Raw genomic sequence first — 15664 nt, forward strand, 5'->3', positions numbered from 1 at the left:
CCGTGACATGATCGATCGGTGAAGATCCTGTCGATCCAGTCCGCTGTCGCATTCGGCCACGTCGGCAATTCCGCGGCCGTCTTCCCGCTGCAGCGCATCGGGGTCGAGGTGCTTCCGGTCTACACGGTGAACTTCTCGAACCACACCGGCTACGGTGCCTGGCGCGGCCCGCTCATCGCCCCGGCCGACGTCGCCGACGTGATCACCGGCATCGAGGAGCGCGGCGTCTTCGGCGACATCGACGCCGTGCTCTCCGGATACCAGGGCAGCGACGGCATCGGTGACGTGATCCTGAACGCCGTCGCCCGTGTGAAGGCCGCCAACCCGGCAGCCGTGTACGCCTGTGATCCGGTGATGGGGAACGCGAAGTCCGGATGCTTCGTGGCGCCCGAAATCCCCATACTGCTGCGCGACCGCGTCGTTCCCGCCGCGGACATCGTCACGCCCAACCAGTTCGAGCTGGGGTATCTCACGGACACCGAGCCGGACTCGCTCGAGTCGACGCTGGCATCCGTCGACCTGCTGCGCGCATCCGGACCCGACACCGTGCTCGTCACCAGCGTGGAGCGCCCCGATCGCCCGGCCGACACGATCGAGATGCTGGCTGTGGACGGGAAGGGCGCCTGGATCGTGCAGACGCCGCTCATCCCGATGAAGGCGAACGGATCGGGTGACGTCACGGCAGCCCTGTTCACGGCCCGTTACCGTTCGACGGGCAGTGCTGCCGACGCGCTCGCAAGCACGGTCTCGAGCGTCTTCGACCTTCTGACGAACACGTATGAGAACGGCTCGCGCGAGCTGCTCCTCGTGGAGTCGCAGGTGTTCTACGCTCACCCGCGCATGCAGTTCGCCGTCACGCAGGTGCGCTGAGCGCGGTCGCGCATCCGCTCGCCCGATCAGCGGGGCCAGGCGTCCGCGATCGCTGTGCGCACCTCGCCGAGGAGCTGGGGCAGCGCCTTCGTCTTCGCGACGATCGGCAGGAAGTTCGCGTCCGCCCGCCACCGCGGCACGAGGTGCTGGTGCAGGTGCGAGGCGATGCCGGCTCCCGCGATCTCGCCCTGGTTCATGCCGATGTTGAAGCCGTCGTTGCGGGAGACCGAGCGGATGACACGCATCGCGGTCTGCGTGATCGTCGCGATCTCCTCCGTCTCCTCCGGCGTCGCGTCGTCGTACAACGAGACGTGACGGTACGGGCACACGAGCAGGTGACCGCTGTTGTAGGGGAACAGGTTCAGCAGGGCGTACGCGTGCGTTCCGCGGTGCACGATCAGTGCCTGCTCGTCCGTCAGTGTGGGTGCGACGCAGAACGGGCACTCGTCGCCGTGCGGCGACTGCTGTCCCTGCTGGATGTACACCATGCGGTGCGGCGTCCAGAGCCGCTGGAACTCGTCCGGAACACCGACGAGGTGCGATGGATCGTCGATCTGCACGGCGTCCCGGTCGTCGCCCTCCCCCGACTCGTACGAGTCGAGCGTCAGGCGGGCCATGCCGTGACGACCTGCTCGTGCTCACGGATGGACCGCACGATGCGCTCCACGGCATCGTCGACGGGCACGCCGTTCAACTGGGACCCGTCGCGGAACCGGAAGCTGACGGTGCCGCCTGCGCGGTCCTGCTCCCCCACGATCAGCTGGAACGGGATCTTCTGCGTGGTCGCGTTGCGGATCTTCTTCTGCATGCGGTCGTCGGAGCGATCCACCTCGACGCGGACATCGTGTCCGCGCAGGCGACGTGCCACTTCCTCCAGGTACGGCGCGTACTCGTCGGCCACCGGGATCCCGATCACCTGCACGGGTGCGAGCCACACCGGGAATGCGCCGGCATAGTGCTCGAGCAGGATCGCGAAGAACCGCTCGATGGATCCGAGCAGGGCGCGGTGGATCATGACCGGACGCTTGCGGGTGCCGTCGGCGGCCGTGTACTCGAGCTCGAAGAGTTCCGGCTCGAAGAAGTCGAGCTGCACGGTGGAGAGCTGCCAGGTGCGGCCGATGGCGTCCCTCGCCTGCACGGAGATCTTGGGGCCGTAGAAAGCGGCTCCGCCCGGATCGTCCACGAGCTCCAGTCCGGACTCGAGCGCGACCTGGCGCAGCGTCTCGGTCGCTTCCTCCCAGACGGCGTCGTCACCGACGTACTTGTCGGGATCCTTGGTGGACAGCTCGAGGTAGAAGTCGCTGAGACCGTATCCGCGCAGGGTCTCCAGCACGAGCTCGAGCTGCGTCGCGATCTCGCCCTTGACCTGCTCGGGCGCGACGTACGCGTGTGCGTCGTCCTGCGTCAGACCGCGAACGCGGGTGAGACCGGAGAGCGTTCCGCTCTTCTCATACCGGTACACGGTGCCGAACTCCGCGAGGCGCAACGGGAGCTCCCGGTAGCTGCGCCCGCGCGCACGGAAGATCAGGTTGTGCATCGGGCAGTTCATCGGCTTCAGGTAGTAGTCCTGGCCGGGCTTGACGACGTTGCCCTCGTCATCCGTCTCCTCGTCCACATGCATGGGCGGGAACATGCCGTCGGCATACCACTCGAGGTGCTTGCTGATCTCGTACAGGTGCGCCTTGGTGATGTGCGGCGTGTTGACGAGTTCGTACCCGTTGCGCAGCAGTTGCGACCGCAGGTAGTTCTCGATCTCGTAGCGGATGATCCCGCCCTTGGGGTGGAACACCGACAGTCCGGATCCGATCTCGTCGGGGAACGAGAAGAGGTCGAGTTCGGCGCCGAGCTTGCGGTGGTCGCGGCGCGCGGCCTCCGCCATCCGCTCCTGGTAGGCACGGAGCTCGTCCTTCGACGGCCATGCCGTGCCGTAGACGCGCTGCAGCTGCGGATTCTTCTCGCTGCCCCTCCAGTACGCGGCCGCGACGCGCGTGAGCGCGAACCCGTTGCCGATGAGTCGCGTGTTGGGCAGGTGAGGACCGCGGCAGAGGTCCTTCCAGAGCACCTCGCCGGTCTTCGGGTTGACGTTGTCGTAGATCGTCAGCTCCCCGCCGCCGACCTCGACGTTCTCGTTGTCGGTACCGAGCGCGTGCTCACCGTCGTTCGCCGACGACGCCGAACCGCCCTTGAGCCCGATGAGCTCGAGCTTGTACGGCTCGTTCGCCAGCTCGGCTCGTGCCTCGTCGTCGGTGACGACGCGACGCACGAAGCGCTGGCCCTGGCGGACGATGCGATCCATCGCCTTCTCCAGCGCCTTCAGATCTTCGGGCGTGAACGAGGCGTCCACGTCGAAGTCGTAGTAGAAGCCGTCGGTGATTGGGGGGCCGATACCGAGCTTCGCCTCGGGGTTGATCGACTGCACGGCCTGCGCCAGAACGTGCGCTGCCGAGTGTCGAAGGATGTTCAACCCGTCAGGCGAGTCGATGGTCACGGGGATCACGTCATCCGTCGTCGTCACGGTCGTCGCCAGATCCTTCAACTCGCCGTTGACGCGCATGGCGACAACGGAACGGTCGGGAAACAGCTCGAAACCGTCCGGCACTTGTCCACTCCTGGATCGATGAAGGAAAAGGGATGTCTTCCCACTTTATCCGCCGGAACGGGCGCCCGCCGACGGCAGCAGGGCGCAGAAGACGGCGTCAGTGGGATGCCGTCGAGCAGCGCGCGCAGGCGTTCGTGAGGCCGAGCGTCGGTGCGAGCTTCGCGAACCCCGCGGTGAGCCCGGTCGTGAGGTTCTTCCCGACATGCGCGACGCCGGGCAGGGTGAGCAGCGTCACGTGCATGCCGGCGGATTTCGCCGCGGCAGCGAGCGATCGCGTCGCGGGTCCGAAGGCCGTGTCCAGCGCACCGGTCGTGAAGACCGCGTCGACACTGCCGTACGTTCCGGCGTGTGCCGCGAGGATCGTCTCCGGCTTGTCGGCAGTCCACGCCGACGTGCTGCCGTTGTAGACCGAGTCGATGACGCTCTGCGTGTAGTGCATCCCGGGATACGCCTCCGGAGAGACCGCGAGCACGTTGCGGAACAGGTCCGGCTTCTCCGCGGCGAACTTCACGGCGCAGGTCGCGCCGTTCGAGTATCCGGCCAGTGTCCAGGAGCGCGGGTCCTTGATGATCCGCAGGTGCTTTGTCGCCCAGTTCACGACGTCGGTCTCCACATAGGTGGCCGCGTCGCCCCGCGCCGTGGAGTTCGCGCAGGCGGGATCGCCTCCCGAGCCGATCTGGTCGGCGACGATCACGATCGGCGCGAGGCCGTCATGGCGGCTCGCGAAGGAGTTCATCACCGTGGAGATCGGCTCGGGGCTCGGAGTGCCCGGGTACCCCATCATCATGATGACCAGCGGAAGCTGGGGAGCGTTCTTCACGAGGGCTGCCGGCGGCAGGTAGAGCCCGGCCGGCCGGGCCTGGAAGCCGGACACCGTCGCGGGAATGGCGACGGTGCCCGTCTTGCCCTGCGAAGGCATGCCGCGCGGTGCCACCCAGCCCGCTGCGAGCGATTGACCGTCGGCGGGGGCAGCCGTCCCATGGCTGTTCGGCAGGGCGATCGGATGTCGCACCACGAGCCCCAGCAGATCGCCGACCGTCGGGTCGAGGTCGAACGCTGCGTTGACCTGGATCACCCCGGTGACCACGAACACGCCGAGCCCGACGACCGCCAGCGTGCGGCGCCACCAGTTCGTCTTCCAGAGGCTGACCACGCCGAGCCCGACGGCGGCAAAGGTCGCGATCGACCAGGCGGCGGCGTCGAGGGGCAGCGGGATCTCGAACACGGCCGTGGCATCCGCGACGATGACGAGCACCAGGGCGATCGCTGCCCCGGCGAGGATCCCGGCCCCGGCGAGAGTCATCCACCTGGCATGCGGTCGCCGCAGGACGAGCGCCAGCACGAGGGCTGCCGAGAGAACGCTGAGCACCCACGGAACGGGTCCGCCGATGATCTGCGTGGTCAGCAGCGCGTCCATCCGGATCCCCTCTCGGCTCGGTGCTCACGCTACGGCGCGTCTGTCGCGCAGCGCCGTGGCCAGAAGCGCCCGACGCTGAGAGTTCGATCACCACCGGATAGCCGTTCTCAGGGTGAACACCGAGCCCTCGTCAGAACACCCGGGAGCCCAGCGGACCCGGCTCTTGCGCGAAGAACGCCAACTCGTGCCGACTGGAGCTGCGGAACGCCCGTTGCATGCGCGCCCTGCGCTCCGCGCCTGATCCTGCCGCGGTCCGGGTGACGACTTCGATCGCGTGATGCGTTGCGACCTCGAACGCGGGGTCCGCGTACGTCCGCAGCCACGCGTTGAAGGGGTGCGCGTCATGCGCGTGCGCGGCGAGCCGTGTGCCGACATCCTGGTAGATCCAGAAACACGGCAGGAGTGCGGCGACCAGCACGCTGTAGTCCGCTCCCGCTCGGTCGAGGTGGTCGAGATACGCACGTGTCGCCTCGGACGGAACGATCGCCGCAGACTCGTCACCGAGCCAGGTCTGGTGGAGTCGCGACTCCTCTTCCAGGGCCCCGAACGCGGAACCGGCCCAGAACGCTTGCTCGTCTCGGGTCGGTGCGAGTCGGCTCGCTCGGGACAGCGCTCGCGAGTAGTGGCGCAGGTAGAGCGCGTCCTGTCGGAGGTAGTGGCGAAAGACGTCCTCGGACAGAGTCCCGTCCGCGAGTCTGCGAACGAAGGGCAGTTCATCGATGGCGTCACGGACGTCGGTGATGTCCTCCCACCATTGCGCCGCGATCACCGTCGGGTCCAAGGTGTCCCGCGCGCCCTCTGCCTCTCTGTCCGCTCCGGGGAGCAGCGCCCGGACGGCAGCGAAGTGATCGACGGGTCCGTGGCCCTGCCCTACGCCCAGTGCCGGCCCGCCCTGGATGGCCTTCGCCAGCCACGTTTTCGCCTCGCGGAGGGCCCGTGCCCGATCACTGCGCAGTGGAATCAGCACGGCCAGGGCGCTGGACAGCGAGCATCCGGTGCCGTGGGTGCTCGACGTCGTGATGCGTTCCCCCGGCACCTCGATCACGCGGGTCGGCGACGCTGCATCGACTAGGGCATCCGGGCATTCCTCGCCTTCCAGGTGGCCACCCTTGACGACGACCGCCGCGGATGTCTGTGTGGAGAACCGCACCGCCTGAGCGAGTGCGGCATCCCAGTTCTCAGCGGGAGGCTCATCGGCGAGCATGGCCAGCTCGGGGAGGTTCGGAGTCACGAGGTCGGCGACGGCGCACAGGCGGCGGAGCGCCGACTCCGCGTTCGGGTCCAGCAGGCGATCGCCGCTCGTCGCGACCATGACCGGATCCACAACGACGAGCGGCGGGCGGTGCTCGACCAGCCACTCGCTCACGGTGGCGATGAGCTCGGACGAGCCGAGCATCCCGATCTTGACCGCATCCACCCGGATGTCGTCGGCGATCGCATCGAGCTGTGCCCGCAGCATCTCCGCCGGAACCGGGTGCACGCGCGTGACCCCACGAGTGTTCTGCGCCGTGATCGCGGTGATGGCGGTCATCGCATACCCGCCGCATGCCGCGATCGACTTGAGATCGGCCTGGATGCCTGCGCCTCCGCTGGAATCGGAACCCGCGATGACGAGAACTCGGGGAATCATCGCACCACCGCGCGAGAGCTCGTATCGGCCGTCGTCGGATTCGCTGAGTCCCATGTGTCTGTGAAGGCACGGGCCGCGGATTCCGGATCGGGAGCCGCGCAGATCGCGGAGACCACGGCGACCCCCGCTGCACCCGCTGCACGGAGCCCTGCGACGTCATCGAGGACGATGCCCCCGATCGCGACGCAGGGCAGTCGTGTGGCGGATGCGATGCGTGCGAATCCGCTCACACCCAGTGGAGCGGGATGATCCGGCTTCGTGGCAGTGGGACGGATCACCCCGACGCCGAGGTAGTCGACGGTCCCGGGCGGCAGCTCTCCGATCTTCCTGAGCTGCTCCGAGGTGTTCGCCGTCAGACCCAGCACGGCATCCGGGCCGATGACGGCACGTGCAGCGGACACGGGCAGATCGCCCTGCCCCAGATGGACACCCGCCACGTCCCCACCGGATGCCCGGACGGCGAGGTAGACGTCCACGCGGTCGTCCACGAGCAGCAGCGCGCGCCCTTTCGTGATCCGGCCCGCCGCCGTGACCAGCTCGCACAGGCTGCGGCCGCTCGCCGTCTTGTCCCGAATCTGCACCGTCCGGATGCCGCCCGCCACCGCTGCGCGAATCACCTCGAGCACGCCTCGCTCACCGGACAGTGCGGTATCGGTGACGAGATAGGGGCCGACCACCGGCGTGGACCGGATCACGACAGCACCGCGCTCGCGAGGATGTCGTCAGCGGATACCGCGGCGAGCCGGTCGAGGAGGCCGACTGCGAACGAACCGGGGCCGGCGCATCCTGTCGCCGCCTGCTCGGCGGCCACGGTGTAGATGGTGGTCGCGGCGACGGCGGCCACCATGGGATCGGAACAGACGCCCGCGAACGCCGCCATGACGGCGCCGAGCGCGCATCCGCCGCCGGTCACCCGCGTCAGCAGCGGAGTGCCGTTGCCGACGCGCACCACCCGATCGCCGTCGGTGATCAGGTCGAGTTCGCCGCTGATCGCGACGACAGAGCGCGACGCCAGGGCTATCGACGTGGCAGCATCGGCGGCGTCCTCGGGCGTGTCCACAGCATCGACACCGCGTCCACCAGAGCCCGCACCCGCGAGAGCGACGATCTCGCTCGCGTTTCCGCGGATGATCGAAGGCCGCCTCTCGACGAGGTGTCGCGCCAGTTCCGTCCGGACAGGGAGAACGCCGATGGCGACGGGGTCGAGCACCCAGGGGGTTCCCGCATCGATGGCGGACGCGACTGCCTCGCGTGCCGCCGCTCGCTGCTCCGCATGCGGCGTGCCGAGATTCACCAGCACACCGTCGGCGACTCTGGCGAACACTCCGGCCTCGACCTGGATGTCGACCATGGCTGGGGATGCCCCGAGCGACAGGAGCACATTCGCCGTGAAGCCCGTCACGACCGCATTGGTCACGCACTGGACCAGCGGGGCGCGAGCCCGAACGTGCTCAAGTGCCTCGGCCGAAGCGGCGACCCAATCGGTCTCCTCCGCGGTTGTCGACGGTGCCGATGTGGAAACGGACGCAGATGTGTCAACGCGCATGCGCGACATCCCTTCGCTAGTACGAACTAGAGCAGGTTCAACGGGTGTGATCTCAGCGCCGTGACGGCGCACCCCGTGTCACGTCTTCAGCCTAGAGGAGCGGGTCATCTCGGCATCGCGGTTTCCCGCCCGCTACGAACGGGATGTCGAGCAAACGTTCGCACGCGCGACGAGCACGCCCGCACCCACTCACACCCGAAGAACGCCCGCGCTCTCGCGCTGTGACACGAGCCTGGACGCCACGAGCACCCCGCCGACAGCAGTTGGCTGGGACGCGGATGACACACCCGAACGATCAACACGTTCTGGCGGATAACCCCAGGCCGATAAGCCCCACGAGCTGAACAGAAACGTGCTCCCCGGATACGCGAAAACCCCCGGCTGACCGGGGGTTTTCTCTTGTGCGCGATACTGGGATCGAACCAGTGACCTCTTCCGTGTCAGGGAAGCGCGCTACCGCTGCGCCAATCGCGCCTGTGAAGGCTCTTGTTGTATCGACCGAGATCGAGAGCGGAGGTGGCGACGGGATTCGAACCCGTGTATACGGCTTTGCAGGCCGCTGCCTCGCCTCTCGGCCACGCCACCGTGTGGGTTCGTGTGTGGCTTCCCACATCCTTGCATCGGCCGGCGGCCGACTCACACTCGAGCGGATGACGAGACTCGAACTCGCGACCCTCACCTTGGCAAGGTGATGCGCTACCAACTGCGCCACATCCGCATTTTGCTTCGCATTTCTGCGTGCTTTGAAACTGTAGCCGATGATCCTGCGGATATTCAAACCGAGCGCCAGCGGGTCGCATCCCGGGCGCGTCGGTCGACTTCGACGCGCCCGGACGTCCATACGGATGTGCGGCGGAGTCCGAACGTCCGCTAGTATCGGTACCCGCGGCGGTCGAGAGATCGAGTGTCTGCGGGCGATTGGCGCAGTTGGTAGCGCGCTTCCTTCACACGGAAGAGGTCATCAGTTCGAGTCTGGTATCGCCCACCATTGAGATCCCCTGGTTGCACCAGGGGCTCTCTCGTCTTCACGTGGCGCGGCCACGCGCGTGGCCTCGTCGAGCCACCACGTGCCGACCCCGAGTTCCGCCCGATCCGAGCCTTCCTGAGAGCCGACTGCCCTCCGAGGTCGGGTCAACGGTCGAGGGCACTGCGACGCGCGGGGTCAGCGCCGGCGCAGCCGATGTCGGGCCGCTCACCAACGCGGAGTCCCACGAAGCGGCTCGAGCCCTCGCCGCGCACGATCGGCGACACGTAGGCCGGCCACTGACCCGCTCACGCGGGACTGTGACCGGGTTGTCGACCACCGCTGTGTGACTCGGGCCACCCACTGAGCCTGACCGGGCATCGCGGAACGCGGCCGGCGCCTGAACGAGAGTGCCGACCCCGGATCTTCAACGATCCTGCCCATGCGGGCCGCGGACCATCCGACCGCGAAGTCTCCGCCGAAGGCGTCGAACGTTGCGTCGGTTTTCACCGCAAGATCCCGCGCTGATACCCCTGCGCGACGGCGGCTGCGCGGTCGGCGACCTCGAGCTTCGCGTAGATGTTGAGCAGGTGGCTCTTCACCGTGGCTTCGCTGACGAAAAGCGCATCGGCGATCATCCGGTTCGTGCGGCCGTCGGCGACGAGACGCAACACGTCCAGCTCGCGCTCGCTGAGTCTGCCGTTCGATGACCCGCGGAATCGCCCCACCAGTTTCGAGGTCACCGACGGGGCCAGCGTCGTCTCGCCGCGTGCGGTCGCACGGATGCCCGCCAGCAGCTCGCCACGTGTCGCATCCTTCAAGAGATATCCGGTGGCGCCCGATTCCAGGGCCTGCGAGACATCCCGATCGCCGTCGTACGTGGTGAGGACCAAGATGCGGACGCCGTCGCCTCGTTCTCGGAGCGCCCGGATGGCGTCCACTCCCCCGCTGCCGGGCATCCTGAGGTCGAGCAGCATGACGTCTGGTCGGAGGGCTTCGCACGCCTCGACGGCCTCGTCCCCGTTGCCGGCCTCGCCGACGACGACGAGACCCGGATCGGAGGCGATCATTCCGATCAGACCGTCGCGAACGACGGGATGATCGTCCACCACCAGCACTGAGATCGCCTGGTCAGGCATCATGAACGCTCCCCTCGCCCACTTCCGACGACTCACTGGAGGGTGTCCGCTCTGTCACATCCACTGGCAGCGCCACCGACAACGCCGTCCCGCGGCCAGGCTCCGACTCGATTTCGACGCGTCCGCCGATCTGGCAGATGCGGTTCCGCATCGCAGGCAGGCCATAACCGCCGTCGAGCGGGTTGCGCTCGGATCCCGAGCCGGGGTCGAATCCGACCCCGTCGTCGCGCACATCAACGAGTACCCGATCGTCCAGGTAGGTCAGCGTTACGCCGACGCGACTCGCGCGGGCGTGCTTCGCCACATTCGACAGCGCCTCTTGCACGACGCGCAGCAGCGCATGCTCCGCATCGTGATTCAATGCCCGCTCGGATCCCGTTGCCGTGTAGTCGGCGCGCACGGTGTGCGTGGTCGCCCATTCGTCGACCGCGGCCTCCAGCGCCTTCGCGAGGCTGACACCAGGGCCGACACCCGGGTCCAATGCGAGCATCGCCCTGCGCGCCTCGACCAGACTGGAGCGGGCGAGCACGGTCGCGGCTTCGAGATGACGTGCGTGATCGCTGCGGTCCGACGGCACCTGGACCGCTGCCTCCAGCTGCGTGACGATTCCGACGAGTCCCTGGGCGACGGTGTCGTGCAGCTCCCCCGCCATGCGCTGGCGCTCTGCCTGGATGCCTGCCTCGCGTGCCTGCCCCACCACCTGCTCGCGAAGTCGCTCGTTCTCCTCCAGCGCGAGTCGGCGCTGCTCGCTCTGCACTCCCGCTCGCCAGTAGATCCACGCGAAGAGACACAGCGCGACGACGTTGAGCCCGACCACGGCGGCATAGACGAGAAGCCCTGCGACTGTGTTCTTCGGAGCAGCGGATGCTTGTGCCGTCCCGGCCAGCACCGCGCAGACCGACACCGACAGGAGTCGCCAGGGCCACGGGACGACGGCGAACGAGTAGATGTAGCCGGCGACGGCGAGCACCCCGTACCAGGGAGCGAAGAACACGAGTGACGTGAAGATGGCGAGGAGGACCGCGACGAAGACGGCCATCGTCCGAATGCTTCTACGTCCAGCGGGACGCAACGTGTACCCGAGGAGCATCCAGACGACCGCCGCCCCGAGGAGCACCAGCTGGGCGGTCTTGGCCGGCGTCGGCGCCACTGTCGCAATCGTGAAGATCGAGGCGAGGATGACCACCACGTATGGTCCGTAGGCGACCACTGCAGGTCCGAGGCGCGAGGTGCTCGCCGGCGCGGCGCTCATGCGGTCGTCTGCCTCCTGAAGATGAGCGCGGCCACGGCGATGAGCAGAAGCCCGCACACGATCTGTTCCAGCTGTAGCCAGAGCGGGAACAGCCCGGGAATCGAGACGACCACGGCGATCGCCACGATCATGATGGCGACGACGATACGCCAGCGCAGCAACGCACGGCTGGAGCCGCGCACCGCGCCGCGTGCGAAGGCGAGCATCAGGAGCGACGTGGCGAAGACGATGCAGAGCCGGATCCACGCCGCGATGGTCGCGACCGGCGAGTTCGCGATGGTGAGGGCGATGAGTACGACGAGCGAGCACGCGCTCAAGCCTGCGTAGCAGGCGACCAAAACACGAGCTGTCTTCAATGGAGCGTTCATACTTCTACGGTCCCGTGGCAGCGTGGCCGCGGCATCCGTATTCCGGTCGGTTCACGATCAGCCGATCGGTGGGTAGACAGATCGTTCGGGGCTGCGCGGTGCGTTATTCGGGCTGGCGCGGTGCGCCGAACCGACGATGAAGGGGCGCCGCTTTCGCGACGCCCCTTCACTCCGATCGAACTGATCAGGCGTTCTCGAGCGCGTAGCCCTCCTCGCCATGCACGAAGGTGTCCACGCCGGCGATCTCGTCCTCGGTCTTGATGCGGAATCCCATCGTCTTCTGGATGACCCAGCCGATCGCGTACGCCAGCACGAAGGAGTAGATCATCACGCTGAATGCGCCGATGGCCTGGGCGCCGAGCTGCTGGAAGCTTCCGCCGTAGAGCAGGCTCGAGTACGGCTTGCTCGCGTCGCCGTCCACGTGGGTGAGACCGAAGAAGCCGATGTAGAGCGTTCCGATCAGACCGCCGATGAGGTGGATGCCGACCACGTCGAGCGAGTCGTCGAAGCCGAGCTTGAACTTGAGGTCGATCGCGAAGGCGCACACCGCACCGACCAGCAGGCCGAGGATGATCGCCCAGAACGGCGTCAGGATGTTACAGGCCGGTGTGATGGCGACCAGACCGGCCACCGCACCGGATGCTGCGCCGATGGACGTGGGCTTGCCGTCCTTGATCCGCTCGACGATGAGCCAGCCGATGGTTGCGGCGGCCGGTGCTGCGAGCGTGTTGATCCAGGCAAGGGCGGCGATTCCGTCGACTCCGGCCTCGGAGCCCGCGTTGAAGCCGAACCAGCCGAACCACAGGAGCGCGGCGCCGAGCAGCGTCAGCGGAACGTTGTGCGGCTTGCTCATCCCCTTCTGGAACCCGACGCGCTTGCCGAGGACCAGCGCAAGTGCGAGGCCGGCAGCACCGGCGTTGATGTGCACCGCCGTGCCGCCTGCGAAGTCGTTCACGTGCAGGATCGAGGCGATCCAGCCGTCCTGCAGGTTGAACACCCAGTAAGCGACGGGGAAGTAGACGACGGTCACCCAGATGCCGGCGAACACCATCCATGCACCGAACCGGGCACGGTCGGCGATGGCGCCGGAGATCAGTGCGACGGTGATGATGGCGAACGTCGCCTGGAAGCCGGCGAACGCCAGCGTGTTCAGGTCGGGGGTGGCGCCGTCCTTGCCGAGAAGGCTCGACAGACCCCAGTCGGGCGTGCCCAGCACGTGCGGGATGAGCGGCTTGCCGAACGACAGGCCGTATCCGTACAGCACCCAGAGAACGGCGACGATCGCGATGGCGCCGAAGCTCATCATCATCATGCTGATGACGCTCTTCGCCTTCACCATGCCGCCGTAGAAGAACGCCACACCGGGCGTCATGATCAGAACAAGCGCCGCTGCGACGAGCAGCCACAGCGAGTTCACGCTGGTGGCCGCGTCGTACGCGGCTGCGTGGTGCAACATAGGGTCTCCCTCTCGATGAAAGCCGGTGTCGCCGTCACCATCCGGCTCGGGTGCCGGTCTTCTTGGTGAGGTGCCGTCAGTCTCCTGCCGGCAGATTTCGCGTGAGAGGTTGAGTTGTTTCGGGGCCGTTACGGCGCGCACCCCGGTGTAAACATCGTGTTTCCGGGTGCGGTGAGGTCGCTGCCGATTCGGTCCGCGGATGCCGCGTGCGGGCATTCGAGAGGAATGCGGATGCCGTGCACAAGCATCCGCAGCGCCGTCGTCAGTCGTGCGGCGGGAGCTCGCCCGACGTGAGCGCGATGAGACGCGAGGTGGCCCGCAGGTACTTCTTGCGGTATCCGCCCTGCAGCATCTCGGGGTCGAACACGTCGCTCAACGGCACTCCGCTCGCGACGATGGGGATCTCGGCGTCGTAGACGCGGTCGATGAACGCGACGAAGCGCAGCGCCTCCATCTGGTCGTGGAGCTGCTCGACATCGACGAGAGCGATCACGTCGATTCCCGCGACGAGCTTGATGTACTTCGAGGGATGCACCGTTGCCAGGTGGTCGACGACGTCACGGAAGCGGTCGGCGGTGACGTGCTCGCCGCGGCCGCGGATCGCCTCGACCACGCGCGCGAGCGTGTCGTCGTCCACGGATGCCGCCTCCCCTGAGACGTCGCGGCGACGGTAGTCGAGGCCGTCGATCCGGATCGTCTCGAAGTGCGAGGAGAGCGACTGGATCTCGCGCAGGAAGTCCGACGCAGCGAAGCGTCCTTCGCCGAGTGCCTGCGGTGGCGTGTTCGAGGTGGCCGCGATGCGAGTGCCGCTGGCGACCAGCGCGCCGAGCAGGCGCGTCATCATCATGGTGTCGCCGGGATCATCGAGCTCGAACTCGTCGATGCAGATGAGGCGAGACCCGCGCAGGAGGTCGATGGTCGGCTGGAAGCCGAGCGCACCGACCAGGGCGGTGTACTCGATGAACGTCCCGAAGTACTTGGGACCGGGCGCCGCGTGCCACAGAGCTGCGAGCAGGTGGGTCTTGCCGACGCCGAACCCACCGTCGAGGTAGACGCCCGGCTTGTGCTCGACCACCTTCTTGCGACCCCACCCGAAGAATCCGCTTGGCTGTTGCGGCGCCCAGGTTCGGACGAACGACTGCAACGTGCTCACCGCGGCGGCTTGCGAGGGGAAATCCCGATCGGGTCGATACGAGTCGAACGTGGCAGTGTGGAACTGAGGCGGCGGAACCAACTCGGCCGCGATCTCGCGACCCGTGATCGACGGCGTCACCGCGGTGAGACGATCGGCTTCCGGAAGCGGGCTCGCGGACATCTGTTCCTTTGTGTCGAAGTCTTACTGTTCCCCCTGCGCAGCAGCCGGGCCGTGCGTAAGTTCGCGTGAGGGACAGGCGTCAAGCTTAACCGGCAGGCTCCGGCCCATTCGCCCCCGCAGCACGCGCCAACAAGGAGGAAACCATGAGCGTGGGATTCGACGATTCCGCAAAGTTCGCCGAGTACGCACATCCGGAGAGGCTGGTGAGCACCGAATGGCTCGCCGAACACCTCGGCGACGAAGGCCTCGTGGTGGTGGAATCAGACGAAGACGTACTGCTCTACGAGACGGGCCACATCCCGACGGCCGTCAAGATCGACTGGCACACCGACCTCAACGACCCGGTGCTCCGAGACTTCGTCTCGGCCGAGCGCTTCGCCCAGCTCCTGGGTGAGAAGGGCATCTCGCGCGACAGCACCGTCGTCATCTACGGCGACAAGAACAACTGGTGGGCCGCGTACGCCCTGTGGATCTTCACGCTGTTCGGCCACGAGGATGTGCGTCTCCTCGACGGCGGTCGCGACAAGTGGATCGCCGAAGGACGCGAGATCACGACGGAGCAGCCGACCCCGACGCCCGTCGCCTACCCGGTGGTGCAGCGCGACGACAGCGTCATCCGCGCTTTCAAGGACGACGTCCTCGCCCATCTCGGACACGGGCCGCTCATCGACGTCCGTTCGCCCGAGGAGTACAGCGGGGAGCGAACGGAGATTCCCGGTTACCCGACCGAGAGTGCACTGCGTCCCGGCCACATCCCGTCTGCCGCCTCCGTGCCGTGGGCGCGAGCAGCGGCACCGGATGCCACGTTCAAGTCGCGCACGGATCTCGACGCCATCTACAAGGGCGAGGCCGGCCTGCAGGACGGCGACGACGTGATCGCCTACTGCCGCATCGGCGAGCGTTCCAGCCACACCTGGTTCGTGCTCACCCACCTTCTGGGCTTCTCGAACGTCCGCAACTACGACGGTTCCTGGACGGAGTGGGGCAGCGCGGTGCGCGTCCCGATCATCAAGGGCACCGAGCGGGGCGAGGTTCCCGCGGTCTGACCGCCACAGATCACAGGGGCGGCGGGGCACGTCTCCGCCGCCCCTCTGTGACGGATACTCCC

The 15664-nt window shown here is 67.3% G+C and carries 13 protein-coding genes, 4 tRNA genes and 1 riboswitch; of the genes, 3 read left to right on the top strand and 14 right to left on the bottom strand.

Features of this window, described 5'->3' with window-relative positions:
* The first annotated feature begins 18 nt into the window (after positions 1–18).
* Positions 19–870, top strand: coding sequence for a pyridoxal kinase PdxY (pdxY, locus tag ACX9R5_RS12300; RefSeq protein ID WP_459409327.1), 852 nt, complete (start codon positions 19–21; stop codon positions 868–870).
* A gap of 26 nt (positions 871–896) precedes the next feature.
* On the opposite strand, the gene ACX9R5_RS12305 is transcribed toward pdxY, so the two are convergent.
* The 9 genes from ACX9R5_RS12305 to ACX9R5_RS12345 form a co-directional block, all read right to left on the bottom strand.
* A complete protein-coding gene (locus ACX9R5_RS12305) occupies positions 897–1487 on the bottom strand; it encodes an HIT family protein (protein WP_459409328.1) in 591 nt (196 codons plus the stop codon).
* Positions 1475–3424 (bottom strand): threonine--tRNA ligase, encoded by a 1950-nt coding sequence (thrS, locus tag ACX9R5_RS12310; protein ID WP_459409679.1) that lies wholly within the window; start codon positions 3422–3424, stop codon positions 1475–1477. The genes ACX9R5_RS12305 and thrS overlap by 13 nt, the downstream gene beginning before the upstream one ends.
* 142 nt (positions 3425–3566) lie before the next feature.
* On the bottom strand, positions 3567–4886 hold the full coding sequence (locus tag ACX9R5_RS12315; protein WP_459409329.1) for an alpha/beta hydrolase: 1320 nt from the start codon (positions 4884–4886) through the stop codon (positions 3567–3569).
* 130 nt (positions 4887–5016) lie between these two features.
* Complete coding sequence (locus tag ACX9R5_RS12320) at positions 5017–6516, bottom strand: bifunctional hydroxymethylpyrimidine kinase/phosphomethylpyrimidine kinase (RefSeq protein WP_459409330.1); 1500 nt, start codon at positions 6514–6516, stop codon at positions 5017–5019.
* A complete protein-coding gene (gene thiE, locus ACX9R5_RS12325) occupies positions 6513–7211 on the bottom strand; it encodes a thiamine phosphate synthase (protein ID WP_459409331.1) in 699 nt (232 codons plus the stop codon). The genes ACX9R5_RS12320 and thiE overlap by 4 nt, the downstream gene beginning before the upstream one ends.
* The gene (gene thiM, locus ACX9R5_RS12330) at positions 7208–8062 is read right to left on the bottom strand and encodes a hydroxyethylthiazole kinase (protein WP_459409332.1); all 855 of its coding nucleotides are present in this window, start codon (positions 8060–8062) and stop codon (positions 7208–7210) included. Before thiM ends, thiE begins: the two co-directional genes overlap by 4 nt.
* Positions 8054–8148: riboswitch (TPP riboswitch) on the bottom strand. Its footprint overlaps the gene before it by 9 nt.
* 316 nt (positions 8149–8464) lie before the next feature.
* Positions 8465–8536 (bottom strand) — tRNA-Val (locus ACX9R5_RS12335).
* A 40-nt stretch (positions 8537–8576) separates the two neighbouring features.
* Positions 8577–8647, bottom strand: a tRNA-Cys gene (locus tag ACX9R5_RS12340).
* Between the two features lie 60 nt (positions 8648–8707).
* Positions 8708–8780, bottom strand: a tRNA-Gly gene (locus tag ACX9R5_RS12345).
* A 194-nt stretch (positions 8781–8974) separates the two neighbouring features.
* Between ACX9R5_RS12345 and ACX9R5_RS12350 the strand changes: the two genes are divergently transcribed.
* Positions 8975–9050 (top strand) — tRNA-Val (locus ACX9R5_RS12350).
* 482 nt (positions 9051–9532) lie between these two features.
* On the opposite strand, the gene ACX9R5_RS12355 is transcribed toward ACX9R5_RS12350, so the two are convergent.
* From ACX9R5_RS12355 to zapE, 5 genes are all read right to left on the bottom strand, one after another.
* Positions 9533–10168 carry a response regulator gene (locus ACX9R5_RS12355; RefSeq protein WP_459409333.1) on the bottom strand — a complete coding sequence of 212 codons (636 nt, stop codon included), beginning with the start codon at positions 10166–10168 and terminating at the stop codon, positions 9533–9535.
* Entirely contained in the window at positions 10158–11417 is a 1260-nt protein-coding gene (locus ACX9R5_RS12360; RefSeq protein WP_459409334.1) for a sensor histidine kinase, read from the bottom strand. Before ACX9R5_RS12360 ends, ACX9R5_RS12355 begins: the two co-directional genes overlap by 11 nt.
* Positions 11414–11785, bottom strand: a complete 372-nt coding sequence (locus ACX9R5_RS12365; protein WP_459409335.1) for a hypothetical protein — start codon at positions 11783–11785, stop codon at positions 11414–11416. The genes ACX9R5_RS12360 and ACX9R5_RS12365 overlap by 4 nt, the downstream gene beginning before the upstream one ends.
* A gap of 184 nt (positions 11786–11969) precedes the next feature.
* The gene (locus ACX9R5_RS12370) at positions 11970–13241 is read right to left on the bottom strand and encodes an ammonium transporter (protein ID WP_459409336.1); all 1272 of its coding nucleotides are present in this window, start codon (positions 13239–13241) and stop codon (positions 11970–11972) included.
* A 262-nt stretch (positions 13242–13503) separates the two neighbouring features.
* Complete coding sequence (zapE, locus tag ACX9R5_RS12375; protein ID WP_459409337.1) at positions 13504–14556, bottom strand: cell division protein ZapE; 1053 nt, start codon at positions 14554–14556, stop codon at positions 13504–13506.
* A gap of 143 nt (positions 14557–14699) precedes the next feature.
* Between zapE and ACX9R5_RS12380 the strand changes: the two genes are divergently transcribed.
* Positions 14700–15602, top strand: coding sequence for a sulfurtransferase (locus ACX9R5_RS12380; protein ID WP_459409338.1), 903 nt, complete (start codon positions 14700–14702; stop codon positions 15600–15602).
* The last annotated feature ends 62 nt before the right edge of the window (positions 15603–15664 follow it).

This window comes from Rathayibacter sp. CAU 1779, from assembly GCF_054551755.1.

Coding starts and splice junctions, on each gene's coding strand:
- thrS (WP_459409679.1), bottom strand. CDS start 3,424: ATGCGCGTCAACGGCGAGTTGAAGGATCTGGCGACGACCGTGACGACG.
- ACX9R5_RS12305 (WP_459409328.1), bottom strand. CDS start 1,487: ATGGCCCGCCTGACGCTCGACTCGTACGAGTCGGGGGAGGGCGACGAC.
- thiM (WP_459409332.1), bottom strand. CDS start 8,062: ATGCGCGTTGACACATCTGCGTCCGTTTCCACATCGGCACCGTCGACA.
- ACX9R5_RS12365 (WP_459409335.1), bottom strand. CDS start 11,785: ATGAACGCTCCATTGAAGACAGCTCGTGTTTTGGTCGCCTGCTACGCA.
- ACX9R5_RS12380 (WP_459409338.1), top strand. CDS start 14,700: ATGAGCGTGGGATTCGACGATTCCGCAAAGTTCGCCGAGTACGCACAT.
- ACX9R5_RS12370 (WP_459409336.1), bottom strand. CDS start 13,241: ATGTTGCACCACGCAGCCGCGTACGACGCGGCCACCAGCGTGAACTCG.
- ACX9R5_RS12360 (WP_459409334.1), bottom strand. CDS start 11,417: ATGAGCGCCGCGCCGGCGAGCACCTCGCGCCTCGGACCTGCAGTGGTC.
- zapE (WP_459409337.1), bottom strand. CDS start 14,556: ATGTCCGCGAGCCCGCTTCCGGAAGCCGATCGTCTCACCGCGGTGACG.
- ACX9R5_RS12320 (WP_459409330.1), bottom strand. CDS start 6,516: ATGATTCCCCGAGTTCTCGTCATCGCGGGTTCCGATTCCAGCGGAGGC.
- ACX9R5_RS12355 (WP_459409333.1), bottom strand. CDS start 10,168: ATGATGCCTGACCAGGCGATCTCAGTGCTGGTGGTGGACGATCATCCC.
- ACX9R5_RS12315 (WP_459409329.1), bottom strand. CDS start 4,886: ATGGACGCGCTGCTGACCACGCAGATCATCGGCGGACCCGTTCCGTGG.